This window comes from Allobosea sp. TAF32 (assembly GCF_052113585.1).
In the GTDB taxonomy this organism is placed as follows: Bacteria; Pseudomonadota; Alphaproteobacteria; order Rhizobiales; family Beijerinckiaceae; genus Allobosea.
Window position 1 is genome coordinate 425,394 of the sequence record NZ_JBFRDM010000001.1, and the last position, 17,221, is coordinate 442,614.

Genomic DNA, 17,221 nt, shown 5'->3' on the forward strand with positions numbered 1-17,221 from the left:
CCGCTTCAGGGCGGCGCCGTGTCCCCAGCCAGCGCCCCCGCGGGACGGCGCCCGAAGGGCAGCAGCCGCCAGACCATCAAGCCCCAGATGACGAGCGTGCTGACGCCCAGAACGCCGGCGATCGGCCGTTCGAAGAACACTAGGAACGAACCGTCCGACTTGATCATCGAGGTCATGAAGTTCTGCTCGAGCATCTCGCCGAGCACGAGGCCGAGGATCAGCGGCGCTACCGGCACGCCGTGCTCTTCCAGAAGCCAGCCGAAGACCCCCATCACCACCATCAGGACGACGCCGTAGAGCGAATTGGTCATGGCGAAGGAGCCGACCATGCAGAAGATCAGGATGATAGGCAGCAGGATGTTGCGCGGCACCCGGAGGATCTGCTTTGCCGACTTGATCGCCGCCCAGCCAAGCGGGAACATCAGGATGTTGGCGAGGATGAAGATGATGAAGACGGCATAGATCAGTTCCGGCGTCTGCAGAAAGACGCTGGGACCGGGATTCATGCCCTTCATGTAGAGCACGCCGATGACGATAGCGGTGATCGAATCGCCCGGGATGCCGAAGACGAGCGCCGGTATCCAGGCACCGCCGAGCGCGGAATTGTTGGCCGAGGTCGAATCGACGATGCCCTCGATATGGCCGGTGCCGAATTTCTCCGGCTCCTTCGAGAGCTTCTTCGAGACGGCGTAGGAAACCCAGGCCGCGATGTCCGCGCCGGCGCCAGGCAGCGCGCCGATGACGGTACCGAGGATCGAGCCGCGGAAGAAGTTCCGCCAGTATTTCCGCCAGACGGCCCCGACGCCGGCCAGCATGTTGCCGACCTGCTGCTTGACCATCGTCGCGCCGGCCTCCATCGAGACCGCACCGCGCAGGAGCTCGGACACGGCGAACATACCGATCAGCGTCGGAATGAAGTTGATGCCGGAGAGCAGATCGACATTGCCGAAGGTGAAGCGCGGCTGGCCGGCCGCAGGGTCGATGCCGATGCAGCCGATGGCGAGGCCGACGAACAGCGACAGAAGCCCCTTCACCGGATCGCCCGTGCCGATGAAGACGGCGCAGGTCAATCCGAGACAGGCCAGCCAGAAATACTCGAAGGACGAGAAGTTGATCGCCACCTCGGCCAGAACCGGCGCCAGCAGGATCAGCACGATAACGCCGAAGATGCCGCCAAGGACCGAAAAGACTAGGTTGACGCCCATGCAGAGGTCGAGCTGACCCTTCTTGGTCATCTCGTAGCTTTCATCCGCATAGGCGGCCGAGGCCGGCGTTCCCGGCATGCGCAGCATGGCGGCGGGAATGTCGCCGGCGAAGATCGCCATGGCCGTCGCGGTGACGATGGCGCCGAGCGCCGGCACCGGAGCCATGAAGAATGTGACGGGCACGAGCAGCGCGGTCGCCATCGTCGCCGTCAGGCCCGGCATGGCGCCGACGAACATGCCGAACATCGCGGAAGCGAGGATGACGCCCAGGACCTGGATGTCGAAGACGAGCCCGAAGGCAGTCGTGATCGCTTGCATCGCCAACTCCTCAGAGCACGCTGTCGAGGATGCCGCGCGGCAGGGGAACGAGCATCATGCTGCCGAAGAACCACTGGACGAGCGCTGTCATCGCCGCGGCCACGATCAGCGCCGTCAGCGGGCGGACGCCGAACCACAGGAACAGCACGAGCTGGATCAGGAAGGCGCAGGGAATGAAGCCGAGCGCCTCTGACGCGAGGAGATAGAACAGCATCGCAGCCAGCATCAGCGCGAAGGACGCGATGTGGCGCGGCTGCCTGACCCAATCGGCGAGGACCAGCCATGGCACCGCCGCAGGCAGACGCCGTTCGCGCAGGATCAGCAGCAGTGAGCACAGGATGATGCCGGTGCCGAGGATGCGCGGGAACAGGCTCGGGCCGTAGTTCTGGCCCGGAAACGCCGGGAAGGAAAATGTCAGCGCGATCATGATCGCGGCCAGCACGATGAACGTGGCGCCGACGATGGTGTCGTTGAAACGCATCGGTTCGACCTTGTCCGAGCGGCCTGCCCGCAACGCGGAACGCAGGCCTGAAAGGCATTGCGACGGACGGCCGGGCCGCCCGTCGCGCTTTGGCTGCGTCGGTTCAGCTCGCCTTCTTGGCGAGGCCCGCGGCGGCCATGGCGGTACCCATCGCCTTGTCGCCATCGGCCATGAACTTGGTGAAGCCAGCCCGGTCGGCAAAGGTCATGCCGAAGCCGCGCGCATTCATGAAGTCCTGGAATTCCTTCGATTCATAGGCCTTCTGGAGCTCGGCGATGAGGATTTTCTGAACGTTCTCGGGCAAGCCCTTCGGCCCGGCGATGCCGCGCCAGGCGCCGACGGAATAGTTGACGCCCAGTGTCTCGTTCAGAGTCGGCACATCCTTGAACTGCGGGTTGCGCTCCTTAGCCATGATCGCCAGCGACTTGGCCTTGCCGGCGTCGAGCATGGCGCGGGCTTCCGGCACGGAGCAGGTGACGATGTCGATGCCGCCGGCAGCGAGATCCTGCATCGCCGGCGCGGCACCGTTCGATGGCGCCCAGGCGACATGGTCAGGCTTCAGTCCCATCGACACCAGCCAGCCGATCAGCGCGAGGTGCCAGATGCCGCCCTGGCCCGTGCCGGAAGCCTTGAGCTTGCCGGGAGGAGCGGCCTTGATCGCCTCAGCCAGCGCCTTGATGTCCTTGTGGGGGCTCGACGCGCTGACCTGCACGCCCGGCGGATCCTCGTTCATCAGGGCGAGCGGCGTATAGCTCGCAGGGGTCAGATCGGTCAGTCCCTGATGGTGCATCATGCTGATCTCGACCGTCAGCATGCCGATGGTGTAGCCGTCGGGGGCGGCGGTCGCGATGGCGGAATGGCCGACCACGCCCGAGCCGCCGGTCCGGTTCACCACGTTGACGGGCTGGCCCAGCCCTCTCTCCAGCATAGCGGCGACGATACGCGCCGTTGCGTCCGTGCCGCCGCCGGCGCCCCAGGGGCAGATCAACGTAATCGGACGGGCCGGCCACTTCGCCTGCGCGATGGCTGGCGCCGCAATCAGGCTGGCAGCGCCGGCCGCGGCCGCGCCCTTGAGCACAGTTCGCCTGTCGATGAAATCACTCATTCCCCATCTCCTCCGCTAAATCGATTTAGTATACGGGCGCTCCTCGTCCGCGACGGGGCTCCCTTGGTACGACGGCTTATCTGAGCCGATCGCGCGGCGGGTTACAACCAGCGATTTAGTCGGATGCTACAGGCCGCAGATGACAGGCAGAACGCTGCCCGATACCCGCTCGACCACCGCGCCGGTGCTGAGCTCGGTGCCCCCCGCAACCGGCGGCAGCGAGGCGCCGGCCTTGCCGAGCATCGCCTGGATGGCAGCGGCATCGGCCAGCGCGTAGCTGCGTTGCGGCGCGACGCCGGCGATCAGCACCCTGTCTGAGGGGTTGTCGGTGACGATCCCGACCAGACGCCCCTGCCGGTCGAAGGCGGGGGCGCCCGCCTGTCCGGGCTGCAAGGGCGCCCGCAGCGCAGGCTTGGCGTCGGCCGCCTGCACGCTTTGCCCCGGCAGTGCCAGAGCAACCCTTTTGCCGGCATCGTTGCCATAGGCGACGAGCACCAGCGCCTCATCGGCACGCGGCGCCTCCGCGCGCAGGCCGGGCGGCTTCGTAGCACCCGTGCCGTCGAGATCGAGCAGGACGAGCCCGCTCGCATCGTCCTTCAGGCGCAGCTTGCCGGCGCGATTACCGACGCGCAGGCTGCGGCAGCCATCGACCGCTGGCGCGACACTCAGGGCCATCCGCTCATTGAGCGCGATCGCGACGCCATAACGTTCGTTGCTGCGCACGGCCGGCACCGCCTGCGAGGGCAGCCCGGCCTGCGGGCTGGCCGCACCGGCGACCGACGGAGGCGCGGCGGGGACCGCCCCGGTCGGGAAGGGCTCGAAGCTCGCGGCGATCGCGATGACCAGCCTGTCGACCGTCGGCGCGACCGCCTTGTCGTAGCCGATCGAGAAGCCGCGCAGCCCCTGCGGCCCGGCCGCGAGCCGGCGATAGAACCGCCCGGTCGGCGTCTCGCCCGTCACCACGAAGAACTCCGGCCGGAGCAGCTTGTAGGTGATCTTGCGGGGACTGTTCGGGTTGACGGCGGTCGCCTTCTCGAAGAGCGCGGCGAGGTCCTCGCCCGGCGGCGAGGCGGAAGTGTCGAGCGTGACCTTCTCGTCGGCGCTCTGCCAGCGGCTGCCGCCAGAGGGCGTCGCGTCACGCCTCGGCAGGAGTTTCGTCGGGATGCCGATCTGAACGCCAGTTTTCTCGTCGACCAGAATGCGGAAGCCGGCCAGATCGCGCGCGACCTGCGCGGTCCTCGCCAGGGCGACCCGCTCGGTGGGAAGGAGCATACCGTCAGCCAACCCACGCGCGCCCTTGAAGGTGTTGATCGCCCGGAAGGTCAGGGGACCAAAGGCGCCGCTGACCGCGCCGTTGAACTGGCCGGCCCAGATCAAATCGCTCTGGATCGCCTTGCGCTCGGCCTCGGGCAGAGCCTCGAAGTTCGCCTGCGCCGCCGCCATCTGCGGATTCGGCGCCTGGGCCTGCGCCTGCGCCCAAGCGCCTGCATGCGGCGCGGCCAGCATCGCCAACGCCAGCGCTGCGGCGCGGGCTCGTCCGTTTCGCAGGCGGGTCTGGCAGGCGCGCGGCATCATCTCGTCCTCAAGGCGGGGGCAGAGCGGCTGCATTGAGCGTCAGAACGCGCCGCGCCGCAACCATGGCAAAGCAGCTCCGTCGGAAGTTGTGGCGGCTTGCGTCCCGCCGGTGCGACCTGCATTCGCATGACTTGAACGCGCGCCGGGCGGTGATAGCCTGCCGGCCCCGTCTCAGGCCGTCATCGGCCTGAAGCCTTTGCCGCCGACCCTGGCGGACCGGCCGACGAAGAGGAACGACGATGACCCTGCTTTCCCGTCTCGCGCTCGCCCTCTGCCTGACCTTCTCGGCCGCACCCGCCTTCGCCCAGAAGGCCTATGTCCGCAACGACCTGCTCTCCGACGGGCAGCGGCTGGAGGAGCGGCTGAAGCGCGAGGTCTCGGCCGGGAACCGTTCCGCAGCTGACGCCGTCCGGGCCGGCGAGATCGCGCTCGCCCGCGGCGATGCCCGCTCCGCCCTGCCCCAGGCCAATGCCGCGATCGTCGCGGATTCCACCAATTCCGCCGGCTGGCGCCTGATGGCCCGCGCCGCCAACGCCATCGAGCCGCGCGACTATCGCGAGCGCTGGGAGCTGCGCGAGCGCGCCATCGCCGCCGCTTATCTCGCCTATCAGCGCTCGACCAACCGCAACGACGAGGCGGCCTCGCTCGGCGTGCTCGCCCAGACCTTCGAGAAGAACGAGCTGTGGCGCCCGGCGCTGACCACCTATCGCCTCAGCCTTGACCTCGCCGCCAACCCTGCGCTGCAGAGTTCCTATGAGAGCCTGCGCGAGAAGCGTGGCTTTCGCCTGATCTCCAACAAGACCGATTCCGACGCCGCCTCCCCGCGCGCCTGCTTCGAATTCTCGGAAGCGCTGGCACGCGGACGCGTCGATTTCGCGCCCTATGTCGCCATCTCCGGCGGGAAAGGCGATTTCGCGGTCAGCGCCGAGGACCGCCAGATCTGCGTCGACGGACTCAAGCATGGCGAGCGCTATGCCATCGTCATCCGCCAGGGCGTCCCCTCCGCCATCCCCGACGAGACGCTGCTGAAATCGGCCGATTACGAGATCTATGTCCGCGATCGCACCCCCTCGGTGCGCTTCACCGGCAAGAACTACGTGCTGCCGCGCACCGGCCAGCAGGGCATTCCGGTCGTCTCGGTCAATTCCGGCAAGCTCGACCTCGAGGTCATGCGCATCGGCGACCGCAACCTGATCAACTCCGTCCATTCCGACGACTTCCTTGGTCAGCTCGGCTCATGGTCGGCAAAGCAGATTTCGGGCGATAAGGGCCAGAGCGTCTGGACCGGCACGATGGACGTGAAGTCCGAGCTCAACCAGGACGTCGTCACCGCCTTCCCGGTGACGGAGGCGGTCGGCAGCCTCAAGCCCGGCGTCTATGTGATGTTCGCCAAGCCTTCGGGCGGGCCGGCCTCCGCGCCCGTCAGTGACGATAGCGATTCCTATGACGACGGCTCGACCCGCGCGACGCAATGGTTCGTCGTCTCCGATCTCGGCCTGACCTCCTTCACCGGCCCGGACGGCGTGCATGTACTCGCGCGCTCGCTTGCGGATGCGAAGCCCGTGGCCAATGCGGAACTGCGCCTCATCGCGCGCAACAACGAGGTGCTCGGCACGGCGAAGACCGACGCAAACGGCTATGCCCGCTTCGATGCAGGGCTTGCCAAGGGCCAGGGCGGCAATGCGCCCGGCCTCGTCACCGCCTCGCTCGCCGAGGATTACGGCTTCCTTGACCTGAAGCAGACCGCCTTCGACCTCTCCGATCGCGGCGTGAAGGGCCGCGTCGCGCCTGCCGGCCTCGACGCCTATCTCTACACGGAGCGCGGCGTCTACCGTTCGGGCGAGACGGTCTATCTCACCTCCCTGCTGCGCGACGCCAAGGGCGCCGCCGTCACGGGTCTGCCGCTGACCATCGTCGTCAAGCGTCCTGACGGCGTCGAGTATCGCCGCCGTCAGGTCGAGGATCAGGGTGCAGGCGGCCGCGCCCATTCGATCCAGCTCGTCTCCGGCGCCGCGACCGGCACCTGGCGCGTCCTCGCCTATTCCGATCCGAAGGGCCAGGCGATCGGCGAGACCTCCTTCCTCGTCGAGGATTATGTGCCCGAGCGGCTGGAGCTGACGCTGACGCCGAAGGCCCCGCTGCTCCAGGCCGGCCAGCCGGCCGAGCTCGACGTCGCCGCCCGCTATCTCTACGGCGCGCCTGGCTCCGAGCTCGATGTCACCGGCTCGATGACCATCCGTGCCGCGGGCGCCAGCGCCATACCCGGCTTCAAGGACTATCAGGTCGGTCTCACCGACGAGGCCTTCGAGCCGGTCCAGAGCGAGTTCGAGGAGAGCACCACGACAGACGCCGCCGGCAAGGCGGTGATCACCAACCCGGTCCAGCAGCCCGACACCAACCGCCCGCTCGAGGTCGAGATAACCGTGCGCGTCGGCGAGCCCGGCGGGCGCGCCATCGCCCGCTCCGTCACCTTGCCGATCGTGCCGAAGGGCGCCGCCATCGGCGTGAAGAAGCTGTTCAGGGACGGCGATCTCGGCAACGGCCAGACCGCCAATTTCGAAGTGATCATGGCGACCGGCGACGGCAAGCGCCTCGCACGGCCCGGCGTCAAATGGGTGCTGTCGAAGGTGCGCCGCAACTATCAGTGGTTCTTCCAGGACGGCCGCTGGAACTATGAGGGCGTGAAAACCACCCGCCGCGTCGCCGATGGCGAGATCGCGGTGGCGGAAGCCGCGGGCGCGAAGATCGCCGCGCCGGTCGAGTGGGGCAATTACCGGCTCGACGTGACCTCTGACGGCGTTGAAGCGGCCGAAAGCTCGGTCTCCTTCAGCGTCGGCTATGAGAGCGACAAGACGGCGGATACGCCGGATGTGCTTGACGTCGCGCTGGACAAGGCCGCTTACGCCGATGGCGAGAGCCTGCAGGTTCGCCTCTCGCCGCGCTTCGCCGGCAAGGCGACGCTCGCGGTGATTACCGACAAGGTCGCGGATATCCGCACCATCAACATCGCCGAGGGCGGCACCAGCGCCTCGATCCCGGTGAAGGCGGAATGGGGCGCCAGCGCCTATCTCGTCGTGCTCGCCCATCGTCCGATGGATGCTGCCGCCAAGCGCCTGCCCGGCCGCGCCATCGGCCTCTCCTGGTTCCAGATCGGCAAGGAGCAGCGCGCGCTGGCTGTTGATCTCGGCGCGCCGCAGATGGTGCGCCCGCTCTCGACGCTGTCGCTGCCGGTCAAGGTCACCGGCATGAAGCCGGGCGAGGAGGCCTATGTCACCCTCGCGGCCGTCGATATCGGTATCCTCAACCTCACCCGCTATGAGAGTCCTGACCCGAGCAAGTTCTTCTTCGGCCAGCGCCAGCTCGGCCATGAGCTGCGCGATCTCTACGGCTATCTGATCGACGGCATGCAGGGCACGCGCGGCGCGATCCGCACCGGCGGCGACGGGGCTCCTCAGCTTGAAGGCGAGAAGCCGACGCAGGAGCCGCTCGCGCGTTACTCCGGCGTGGTCAAGGTCGGGCCGGACGGCACGGCGAAGATCGATTTCGACATGCCGGCCTTCAACGGCTCGGTGCGCGTCATGGGCGTCGCCTGGTCGGCCGGGCGCACCGGTCAGGCCAGCGCCGATGTGATCGTGCGCGACCAGATCGTCGCGCAGGCGACGCTGCCGCGTTTCCTCGCCATCGGCGACCAGTCGCGCTTCCATCTCCAGGTCGACAATGTCGAGGGGCCGGCCGGCGCCTATACCGTCGATCTCGACGTGAAGGGCCCGGTGCTCGTCGCGGCCGACGCCACCCGCCGCACCATGCAGCTTGGCGCCGGCGCCAAGACTCAGATGACGATCCCCGTCACCGCCGCCGGACTCGGCCGCGCCGAGTTCGACGTGCGCGTTTCCGGACCGAACGGTATCGGCACGGTGCAGAACCTCGCGGTCCGGGTGCAGCCCTCGACTGCTACGATCGCACGCCGGATCGTCCGGGCCATCCCCGGCAATGGAGGAGCGATCACCGTCTCCGCCGATCTGCTGGCCGATCTCGTGCCGAATTCGGGACAGGTCTCGGTGAGCGTCTCGCCCTTCGGCTCGCTCGACGTGCCCGCTCTGCTCAAGGCGCTCGACCGCTACCCCTATGGCTGTACCGAGCAGACCGTCTCGCGCGCGCTGCCGCTGCTCGCCGTCAACCAGCTCGCCTCGCTGGAGCAGCTCGCGCTCGACGACAAGGCCGACGAGCGCGTCGTCAACGCGATCGAGCGCGTACTCGCCCGCCAGGGCGGCAACGGCTCCTTCGGTCTCTGGGGCGTCGGCGGCGACGATCTCTGGCTCGATGCCTTCGTCACCGACTTCCTGACGCGGGCCCGCGAGAAGCAGTTCGCCGTGCCGCAGATCGCCTTCAACCTCGCGCTCGACCGCCTGCGCAACCAGGTCGTCAACACCAGCGAGATCAACAAGGAAGAGGCTGCCGGTATCGCCTATGCGCTCTATGTGCTCGCCCGCAACGGCCGGCCGGTGATGGGCGATCTGCGCTACCTCGCAGACAACAAGCTCGGCGATTTCGCGAGGCCACTCGCCCGCGCCCAGATCGGCGCTGCGCTCTCCGCACTGGGTGATCGTGGCCGCGGCCGCGCCGCGTTCGGCAGCGCGCTCGGGCTGCTGCAGCAGGCTGGTGATGACGGCCTGTCGCGGCCCGATTACGGCTCCCGCCTGCGCGACGGCGCCGGCGTGCTCGCCCTGATCGCCGAATCCAACGGCGAGCGCGCCGATATCAGCCGCGCCGTCTCGATCCTCGACGCCACCCGCAACAGCGCCCGCTACAGCTACACCTCGACGCAGGAGCAGATGTGGATGGTGCTGGCGGCGCAGGCCATGGCCAAGGACGCCGAGGGCATGACGCTGACGGTCGACGGCACCGCTCGGAAGGGCGCCCTCTACCGCACGATTCCCGCCGAAGCACTGGAGGGGAAGCCCCTGACCATCGCCAATCCCGGCGCGGCCAGTGCGCAGGCGGTCATCACCGTGGCGGGCATCCCGACCGCGCCGGAGCCGGCCCTGAACCAGGGCTTCGGGCTGGAGCGCGTGATCTACACGATGAAGGGCGAGCGCGCCGATCCCGCCCGCCTGCGCCAGAACGAGCGCTATGTGGTGGCGCTGACCGTCTCGGAAGGCGCGCCGCGCTACGGCCGTTTGCTGCTGGTCGATCCGGTCCCAGCGGGCCTTGAGATCGAGAACGCCAACCTGACGGAGGGCGCCTCGGTCGCTGGGCTGGATTGGCTGAAGCAGGAGGTCTCGCCGGTGCATACCGAATCGCGCGACGACCGCTTCGTCGCCGCCTTCGAGCGCTCGGGCGCGAAGAGCGACAAGCTCGCCTACACCGTCGCCTATATCGCGCGGGCCGTCTCGCCCGGCCGCTACGTCTCCCCCGCCGCCGTGATCGAGGACATGTACCGGCCGGATCGCTTCGGCCGCACCGGCTTCGGGACGGTGGAGATTACGTCGGTGCGGTGATGATCGGCCCCGGACCAGAACGCCGGTCATTCTCGGGCGCAGCGCAGCGCAGACCCGAGAATCTCGATCAGGAGATGCTCGGGTCAAGCCCGAGCATGACGCCGTGCCCTGGCCGCTTCCGCAAACTGAGGATCGCTGCCGGTGTCTGCGTACTCGCGTTCGTTGCGGCAGCCACCGCCCTCGCCGTCTACGCCCGCTCGCTCCCCCCGCTCGACCTCTCCGCCGCGGCCGATCGCTCGACCGTGGTGCTCGACCGCGAGGGCAAGCTGCTGCGCCCCTTCCTCACCGCGGACGGGCGCTGGAAGCTGCCGGTCACCAACGGCGATGTCGACCCCCGCTACCTCGCCATGCTCAAGGCCTTCGAGGATAGGCGCTTCGACAACCACCACGGCATCGACCCGCTGGGCATGCTGCGCGCCGCCAGCCAGATGCTGGCGAATGGCCGCGTCGTCTCCGGCGGCTCGACCCTGACCATGCAGGTTGCCCGTCTGCTGGAGCCGCGCGAGGAGCGCACGCTCGCCGCCAAGCTCCGGCAGGCCGTACGCGCTGTCGAACTGGAGCGGCGCTTCGACAAGGCCGGGATTCTCGACCTCTATCTCACGCTCGCCCCCTTCGGCGGCAATCTCGAAGGCGTGCGCGCCGCTAGTTTCGCCTATTTCGGCAAGGAGCCGAAGCGGCTCTCGACAGCGGAAGCCGCCCTGCTCGTCGCGCTGCCGCAATCGCCCGAGACGCGCCGGCCGGACCGCTTCGTCGAGGCCGCCCGAAAGGCGCGCGAGCGCGTGCTGGAGCGGGTCGAGCAGGCCGGGCTCGCGACACGTGACGAGGTCACAGCCGCCCGCAACGAGCCGATCCCGACTGCGCGCCGCCCGTTCCCCAGTTTGAGCCCGCATGTCGCCGAGCAGGTCGTTGCGGAAGCACCGACAGTGCGGGTCCACAAGCTTGCGCTCGACGCAAGGCTGCAGGCCTCGCTCGAAGGCCTCGCCCGCGAGCGCAGCCTGGGGCTGGCCCCGCAAGTCTCGATCGCGATCCTCGCAGTCGACAACGAGACGGGCGAGGTCCGCGCCTCGGTCGGCGGCGTCGACTACTTCGCGGCCGAACGCGCCGGCTCGCTCGACCTGACACGGGCGCTGCGCTCGCCGGGATCGGCGCTGAAGCCATTCATCTACGCGCTCGCCTTCGACAACGGCATCGCCCATCCAGAGACGATGCTGGAGGACCGGCCGGCGCGCTACGGCATCTATATCCCCGAAAATTTCGACATGACCTTCCAGGGCATGGTCAGCGCCCGCAAGGCGTTGCAGCTCTCGCTCAACGTGCCGGCCGTCGAACTGCTCTCGGCGCTGGGCCCGCAGCGCTTCCTCTCGCGGCTGCGCGATGCCGGCATCGCCATCGCCATGCCCAGGGACAGCGGCGCACCCGGACTTGCGGTAGGCTTGGGCGGGCTCGGCATCACCCTGCAGGACCTGACCCGCGCCTATGTCGGCCTCGCCCGCGGCGGCGAGATGCTGCCGCTGAGCTTCAGGCCAGTATCCATCCCTTCCCCCAATCCTCATCCTAAGGAGCCGCGCAGCGGCGTCTCGAAGGATGCTCCAGCGCGCTTTGCGAGCGCTCCTCAGGATGAGGGCTCGCGTGGTGGTGCGCGCCTCGTCGATCCCGTCGCGGCTTGGTATGTCGCGGACACCCTGCTCGGCGCGCCTCCGCCGCTCAATGCGGTGCCCGGACGCATCGCCTACAAGACCGGCACCTCCTATGGCTATCGCGACGCCTGGGCAGTCGGCTTCGACCGCAAGCACACAATCGGCGTCTGGGTCGGCCGGGCCGACAATGGCGCCGTGCCCGGCCTCGTCGGACGCGCGGTCGCGGCGCCGATCCTGTTCGACGCCTTCGCGCGGCTCGGCATCGATCCACGGCCCTTCCCGCAGCCGGCGGACGCGATCGTCGCCAGCACCGGCCATCTGCCGCCGCCGCTCCGGCATCTCCGGCAGGACGTGCCCAAGACCGTGACGGCTATGACGACGCCGACGCTCAAGCTCGCCTTCCCACCAGACGGCGCGCGTATCGACCTCTCCGCCGCCGCCCTCGACGGCAAGGGCCAGCTCAATCTCAAGGCCGCCGGCGGGGCGCCGCCCTATACCTGGCTGGTCGACGGATCGCCGGTGACCGAGCCGCAGCGCCGGCGCGAGACGCAATGGCAGCCGCCGGGCAAAGGCTTCATGCGGATTTCGGTGATCGACGGCACCGGCGCGAGCGAGAGCGTGTCGGTGCGGCTGCAGTAGCGAGCCGGCATCGCAAGCGGTATCGGCCCGGTGGTACCCGCACCGAAAGCCCCGTACAGGACTGGCCTGCGGGGTTTTCGGGCAAGCGTATCCGAGGGGATGCGCGGAGCCTTGCGGCGTTCGCAGTCGACGGCTGCGTGCCGATGTCGAGTCGATGTCGATGGTGTCGAACAGCGACGACCTCGCGCTGCCCGGCTCCGCGCACGGGTATCTGGGGGTCCGCCTCGCTTCGACGCCCGGCGAGGGCGCGGGCCTGCCTGTTTCGGCCCGTGCGAAGTCGGCACCTCCACGCCTGACAGGCCCGCAACGGCCCGGGGCGTGAAGCCCGCAATCCCCTCCGGCCCACGATACCTCGCGAAGCCCCTCGGTCGGGTGGGACGCGCGCAGCATAGGCATGGGTTGGACAGGCGGGGATAAGTCAGGCGGCAGACGCCGTCACGCTCGGGCTCAACCCGAGCATCCCCTCGAGGAGATTCTCGGGTCGACGCTGCGCGCCGCCCGAGAATGACGCCGGAGGGTTCTACTCCGCCGGATGCAGCTGCGCCCCGTGCGCCTCTTCATCCGCGCCGTGGCGCGAGCCATGGACCTTGCGGGCGAGATAGCTGTAGGCGACCGGCACAACATAGAGCGTCAGCAGCGTGCCGAATGTCATGCCGCCGACGATGACCCAGCCGATCTGCGAGCGGCTTTCCGCGCCGGCGCCATGGGCGATGGCGAGCGGCACGGCGCCGAGCACCATCGCGCCCGTGGTCATAAGGATCGGCCGCAGACGCAGCTCCGCCGCCTCGACGAGGGCGTCGATCATTTCCTTGCCCTCCTCGCGCAGCTGGTTGGTGAACTCCAGGATCAGGATGCCGTGCTTGGTGATCAGGCCGACGAGCGTGATCAGGCCGATCTGGCTGTACACGTTCATCGTCCCGCCCGTGTAGTAGAGCGCTGCGAGCGCGCCGGTGAGCGAGAGCGGCACCGAGACCATGATCACCACGGGATCGACGAAGCTCTCGAACTGCGCCGCCAGCACCAGATAGATGAAGCCGAGCGCCAGCAGGAAGACGAGGAAGATGCTCGCGCCCGACTGCTTGAACTCGCGGCTCTGGCCGGAATAGTCGACCTGGACCGAGGATGGCAGCACGCGTGCGGTCGCGTCCTCCAGCACCTTGAGCGCATCGCCGAGCGAATAGCCGGGCGCAGGCAGCGCCGTGATCGTGGCCGAGCGCAGCTGATTGAAGCGGACCAGCTCCTTGGGCGCGACGGTCTCCTCAATCTTGACCAGGCTCGACAGCTGCACGACTGCGCCGCTGCGGCCCATCAGATAGATCGATTGCAGCGCCTGCGGCGTGTTGCGCTCGGAGCCCGCGACCTGCAGCATCACGTCGTACTGCTTGCTGTTCATGTTGAAACGCGTGACCTGTCGCCCGCCGAGCAGCGTCTCCATGGTGCGGCCGATGACATCGACACCGACGCCGAGGTCGGCGGCGCGCTGGCGGTCGATCGTGACCCGGATCTGCGGCTTGTCGAGAATGAGGTTCGTCTCGACGTTCGAGAGCGCCGGAGAGTCTGCGACCTCCCGCATCAGCTGATCGACATAGCTCTTGAGCTGCGCGTAGCTCTCCGAAGAGCGCAGCACGAACTCCACCGGCTTGCTGTTGGCGTTGCCCTGGCCGAGCGAGGGCGGGTTGTTGGCGAAGAGGCGGATGCCGGGGATCTGCCCGAGCTCGCGGGTGATGTCGGCGACCAGATCCTGCTGCTTGCGCTCGCGCTCCTCCCAGGGCTTGAGCCGGGCTATGGCGATGGCGCGGGTCACGTCGGGGAAGCCGACGATGACGAGATAGGTATCCACCTCCTGGAGCTTGCTGAAATATTCCTCGACTCGGCGGGCATAGCTCGCCGTGAAGGACATGGTCGCCCCTTCCGGCGCAACGCCGATCACGTTGATCGTGCCGCGATCTTCGACCGGCGCCAGTTCCGAGCGCAGATGGGTGAAGAAGTAATAGCCGCCGCCCGCGACGCCGACCGCCAGCAGGACGATGAGCGGACGCACGGTGAGCGCAGCGCGCAGCGAGGCCCTGTAGCCCCGCGACAGCCCCTCGAAGCCACGCTCCAGCACGTTGTACAGCCAGCTATGCTTGTCGTGGTGACGCAGGAGCTTGGCGCACATCATCGGCGTCAGCGTCAGCGCGACGAAGCCGGAGACCAGCACCGCGCCGGCGAGGGTGAGCGCGAACTCGATGAAGAGCTTGCCGGTGCGGCCGGTCGAGAACGCCATCGGCGCATAGACCGCCACCAGCGTCAGCGTCATCGCCACCACGGCGAAGGCGATCTCGTTGATGCCGCGGATCGCCGCCTTGTTCGGCTCCATGCCGTCCTCGATATGGCGGTGGACGTTCTCCAGCACCACGATGGCGTCGTCGACGACGAGGCCGATGGCGAGCACCATCGAGAGCAGCGTCAGCGTGTTGACGGTGAAACCGAACGCATACATCAGCGCGAAGGAGCCGATCAGCGAGACCGGGATCGTCACCAGCGGAATCAGCGTCGCCCTGAGCGAGCGCAGGAAGACGAAGATGATGAGAACGACGAGGACGATCGCCTCGATGATCGTCTGGAACACCGCCTTGATCGAGCGGTCGATGAAGATCGAGCTGTCGTAGGAAACCGCGATCGACATGCCGTCGGGCAGGTCCTCGATGATGCCGGGCAGCGCCGCGCGCACGCCCGACGAAACGTCGAGCGGGTTCGCGGTCGCCTGCTTCACGATGCCGACGGTTACCGAGGGCGAGCCCTTGAACCAGGCCGCGTTGCGCTCTTCGAGCGCGCCGAGCTCGACGCGCGCCAGATCCTTCAGCTTGATCGGGAAGCCGGCGGCATCCTTCACCACGATCTCGCGGAACTGCTCCGGCGTGACCAGGCCGGTCTGCGACAGCACGGTGAACTCGCGGTCGCTGCTCTCGATCCGGCCCGACGGAATCTCGATGTTCTGGGCGCGAACCGCCGCCTCGATCTGCTGGACGGTAACGTCATAGGCGGAGAGGCGCGAGCGATCGAGCCAGATGCGCATCGCATATTGGCGCTGGCCGAGAATGCGGACCTCGGCGACGCCCGTGATGTTCTGGACGCGCTCGGCGATGAAGCGATCGGCAAAGTCGGTCAGCTCGAGCGGGCTGTGCCGCGTGCTGGTCAGCGACAGGTAGAGGACCGGCTGCGAATCCGCCTCGACCTTGGCGATGATCGGTTCGTCGATCTCTTCGGGCATGCGCCCGCGCACGCGGCTGACGCGGTCGCGCACGTCGGAGGCCGCAACGTCGGGATCGATGTCGGGGCGGAAGCGCACCGAAATCTGGCTGCGCTCCTGGCGGCTGGCCGAGGAGATGATCTCGATGCCCTCGATGCCGGCGATCGAGTTCTCCAGGATCTGCGTGACCTGTGTCTCGATGATCTCGGCCGAGGCGCCGCGATAGATCGTCTGCACCGAGACGATCGGCTCGTCGATGTTCGGGTATTCGCGGACGGTGAGGCGGCCATAGCAGACGATGCCGATCAGCATCACCAGCAGGCTCAGCACCGTCGAGAGGACGGGCCTGCGGACGAAGAGCTCGAACAGGCTCATCAGAGCTGGCTCGTCTGGACGGGCTTTTCCTTGACGGAGATGGTGCTGCCGTCACGCAGCCGCATCTGACCGGCGGTGATGATCTGCATGCCGGGCTTCAGCCCGCCGACCACCTCGACCTTGCCGGGCAGGCGCTTGCCGAGCTCGACCGCGACGCGGCGCGCCTTGCCGTTCTCGGCGACGTAGATCATCTTGCCGACGCCGTCGGGCACCACCGCCATCTCGGGGATGACCATGGCGTTCTCGCGCTGGTCGACCGTGATCGACAGCCGGGCGAACAGGCCGGGCTTCAGGGCGAGATCGCCGTTCGGAACGTTGGCGCGCAGGCGGATCGCGCGGCCGTTGACGTCAACGACCGGGTCGATCGCGAAGATCTGGCCCGTGAAGGTCCGGTCCGGAACGGCATCGACGCGCACCTGGACGGGCTGGCCGACTTTGACGCGGCTCAGATAAATCTCCGGCACCCGGAAATCGACCTTGATCGGGTCGATGCTGGTCAGCACGATCAGCGGCTTTCCGACGGAGACATAATCGCCGATGCCGACCGAACGCAGGCCGACGACGCCGCTGAACGGCGCAACGATGGTCGATTGCGCGAGCTTGGCCTTGGCAAGCTGGACGCGCGCCTCGCTGGACGCGAGCCGCGCCGTCGACTCGTCGAGCGCGACCTGCGTGCCCGAGCCGCGCTGCACCAGCGCCCTCAGCCGCTCGTTGGTGTCGCGCGCCAGCCCGAGATCGGCCAGCGCCTGCTTCAGCTCGGCATCGAGGATGGCGGTATCGAGCTTAACCAGATCCTGACCGGCCTTGACCCGCTCGCCCTCCTTGAAGCCGAGAGCGACGACGCGGCCGGCGATTTCGGAAGCGATGATCACGGATTCATCCGCGGCGAGCGTGCCGAGAGCCTCGACCTCCTCGTTGACGGTCATCGTCTCGACGGAAGCCACCTCCACCGGCACGGCGCGCGGCCCGGAAACGGCGCTGGCCTGGGCCTGCTGCGTGCCGGCGCGCTGGTTGCGGTAGGCGTAATAGCCGCCGCCCGCGAGCCCCGCGACCACGACGAGGAGAACAAACCGCTTCATAAGACTGGACGCTCCAATACCGCGCGACTATCTTAGACTGGACAGTCTAGTTTGATAAGAGGCCAAGTGTGCGGGAG

At 68.0% G+C, this 17,221-nt stretch carries 8 protein-coding genes; 2 read left to right on the forward strand and 6 right to left on the reverse strand.

The features are described 5' to 3' along the window. Positions 1–5: 5 nt before the first annotated feature. From AB4Z16_RS01865 to AB4Z16_RS01880, 4 genes are all read right to left on the reverse strand, one after another. Complete coding sequence (locus AB4Z16_RS01865) at positions 6–1,523, reverse strand: tripartite tricarboxylate transporter permease (protein ID WP_441509618.1); 1,518 nt, start codon at positions 1,521–1,523, stop codon at positions 6–8. A 10-nt stretch (positions 1,524–1,533) separates the two neighbouring features. Further along, entirely contained in the window at positions 1,534–2,004 is a 471-nt protein-coding gene (locus AB4Z16_RS01870) for a tripartite tricarboxylate transporter TctB family protein (RefSeq protein ID WP_441509619.1), read from the reverse strand. 103 nt (positions 2,005–2,107) lie between these two features. Further along, a complete protein-coding gene (locus AB4Z16_RS01875) occupies positions 2,108–3,109 on the reverse strand; it encodes a tripartite tricarboxylate transporter substrate binding protein (protein WP_441509620.1) in 1,002 nt (333 codons plus the stop codon). Between the two features lie 126 nt (positions 3,110–3,235). Next, on the reverse strand, positions 3,236–4,684 hold the full coding sequence (locus tag AB4Z16_RS01880; RefSeq protein ID WP_441509621.1) for a peptidoglycan-binding protein: 1,449 nt from the start codon (positions 4,682–4,684) through the stop codon (positions 3,236–3,238). 239 nt (positions 4,685–4,923) lie between these two features. Here AB4Z16_RS01880 and AB4Z16_RS01885 point away from each other — a divergent pair, with 239 nt between their 5' ends. Both AB4Z16_RS01885 and pbpC read left to right on the forward strand, forming a co-directional pair. After that, a complete protein-coding gene (locus tag AB4Z16_RS01885) occupies positions 4,924–10,182 on the forward strand; it encodes an alpha-2-macroglobulin family protein (RefSeq protein WP_441509622.1) in 5,259 nt (1,752 codons plus the stop codon). Positions 10,183–10,277: 95 nt separating this feature from the next. Continuing rightward, entirely contained in the window at positions 10,278–12,458 is a 2,181-nt protein-coding gene (gene pbpC, locus AB4Z16_RS01890; RefSeq protein ID WP_441509623.1) for a penicillin-binding protein 1C, read from the forward strand. Between the two features lie 520 nt (positions 12,459–12,978). On the opposite strand, the gene AB4Z16_RS01895 is transcribed toward pbpC, so the two are convergent. After that, positions 12,979–16,065: an efflux RND transporter permease subunit gene (locus tag AB4Z16_RS01895; RefSeq protein ID WP_441509624.1), complete on the reverse strand. Its 3,087-nt coding sequence runs from the start codon at positions 16,063–16,065 to the stop codon at positions 12,979–12,981. Beyond that, entirely contained in the window at positions 16,065–17,144 is a 1,080-nt protein-coding gene (locus AB4Z16_RS01900) for an efflux RND transporter periplasmic adaptor subunit (protein ID WP_441509625.1), read from the reverse strand. Before AB4Z16_RS01900 ends, AB4Z16_RS01895 begins: the two co-directional genes overlap by 1 nt. Between the last annotated feature and the right edge of the window lie 77 nt (positions 17,145–17,221).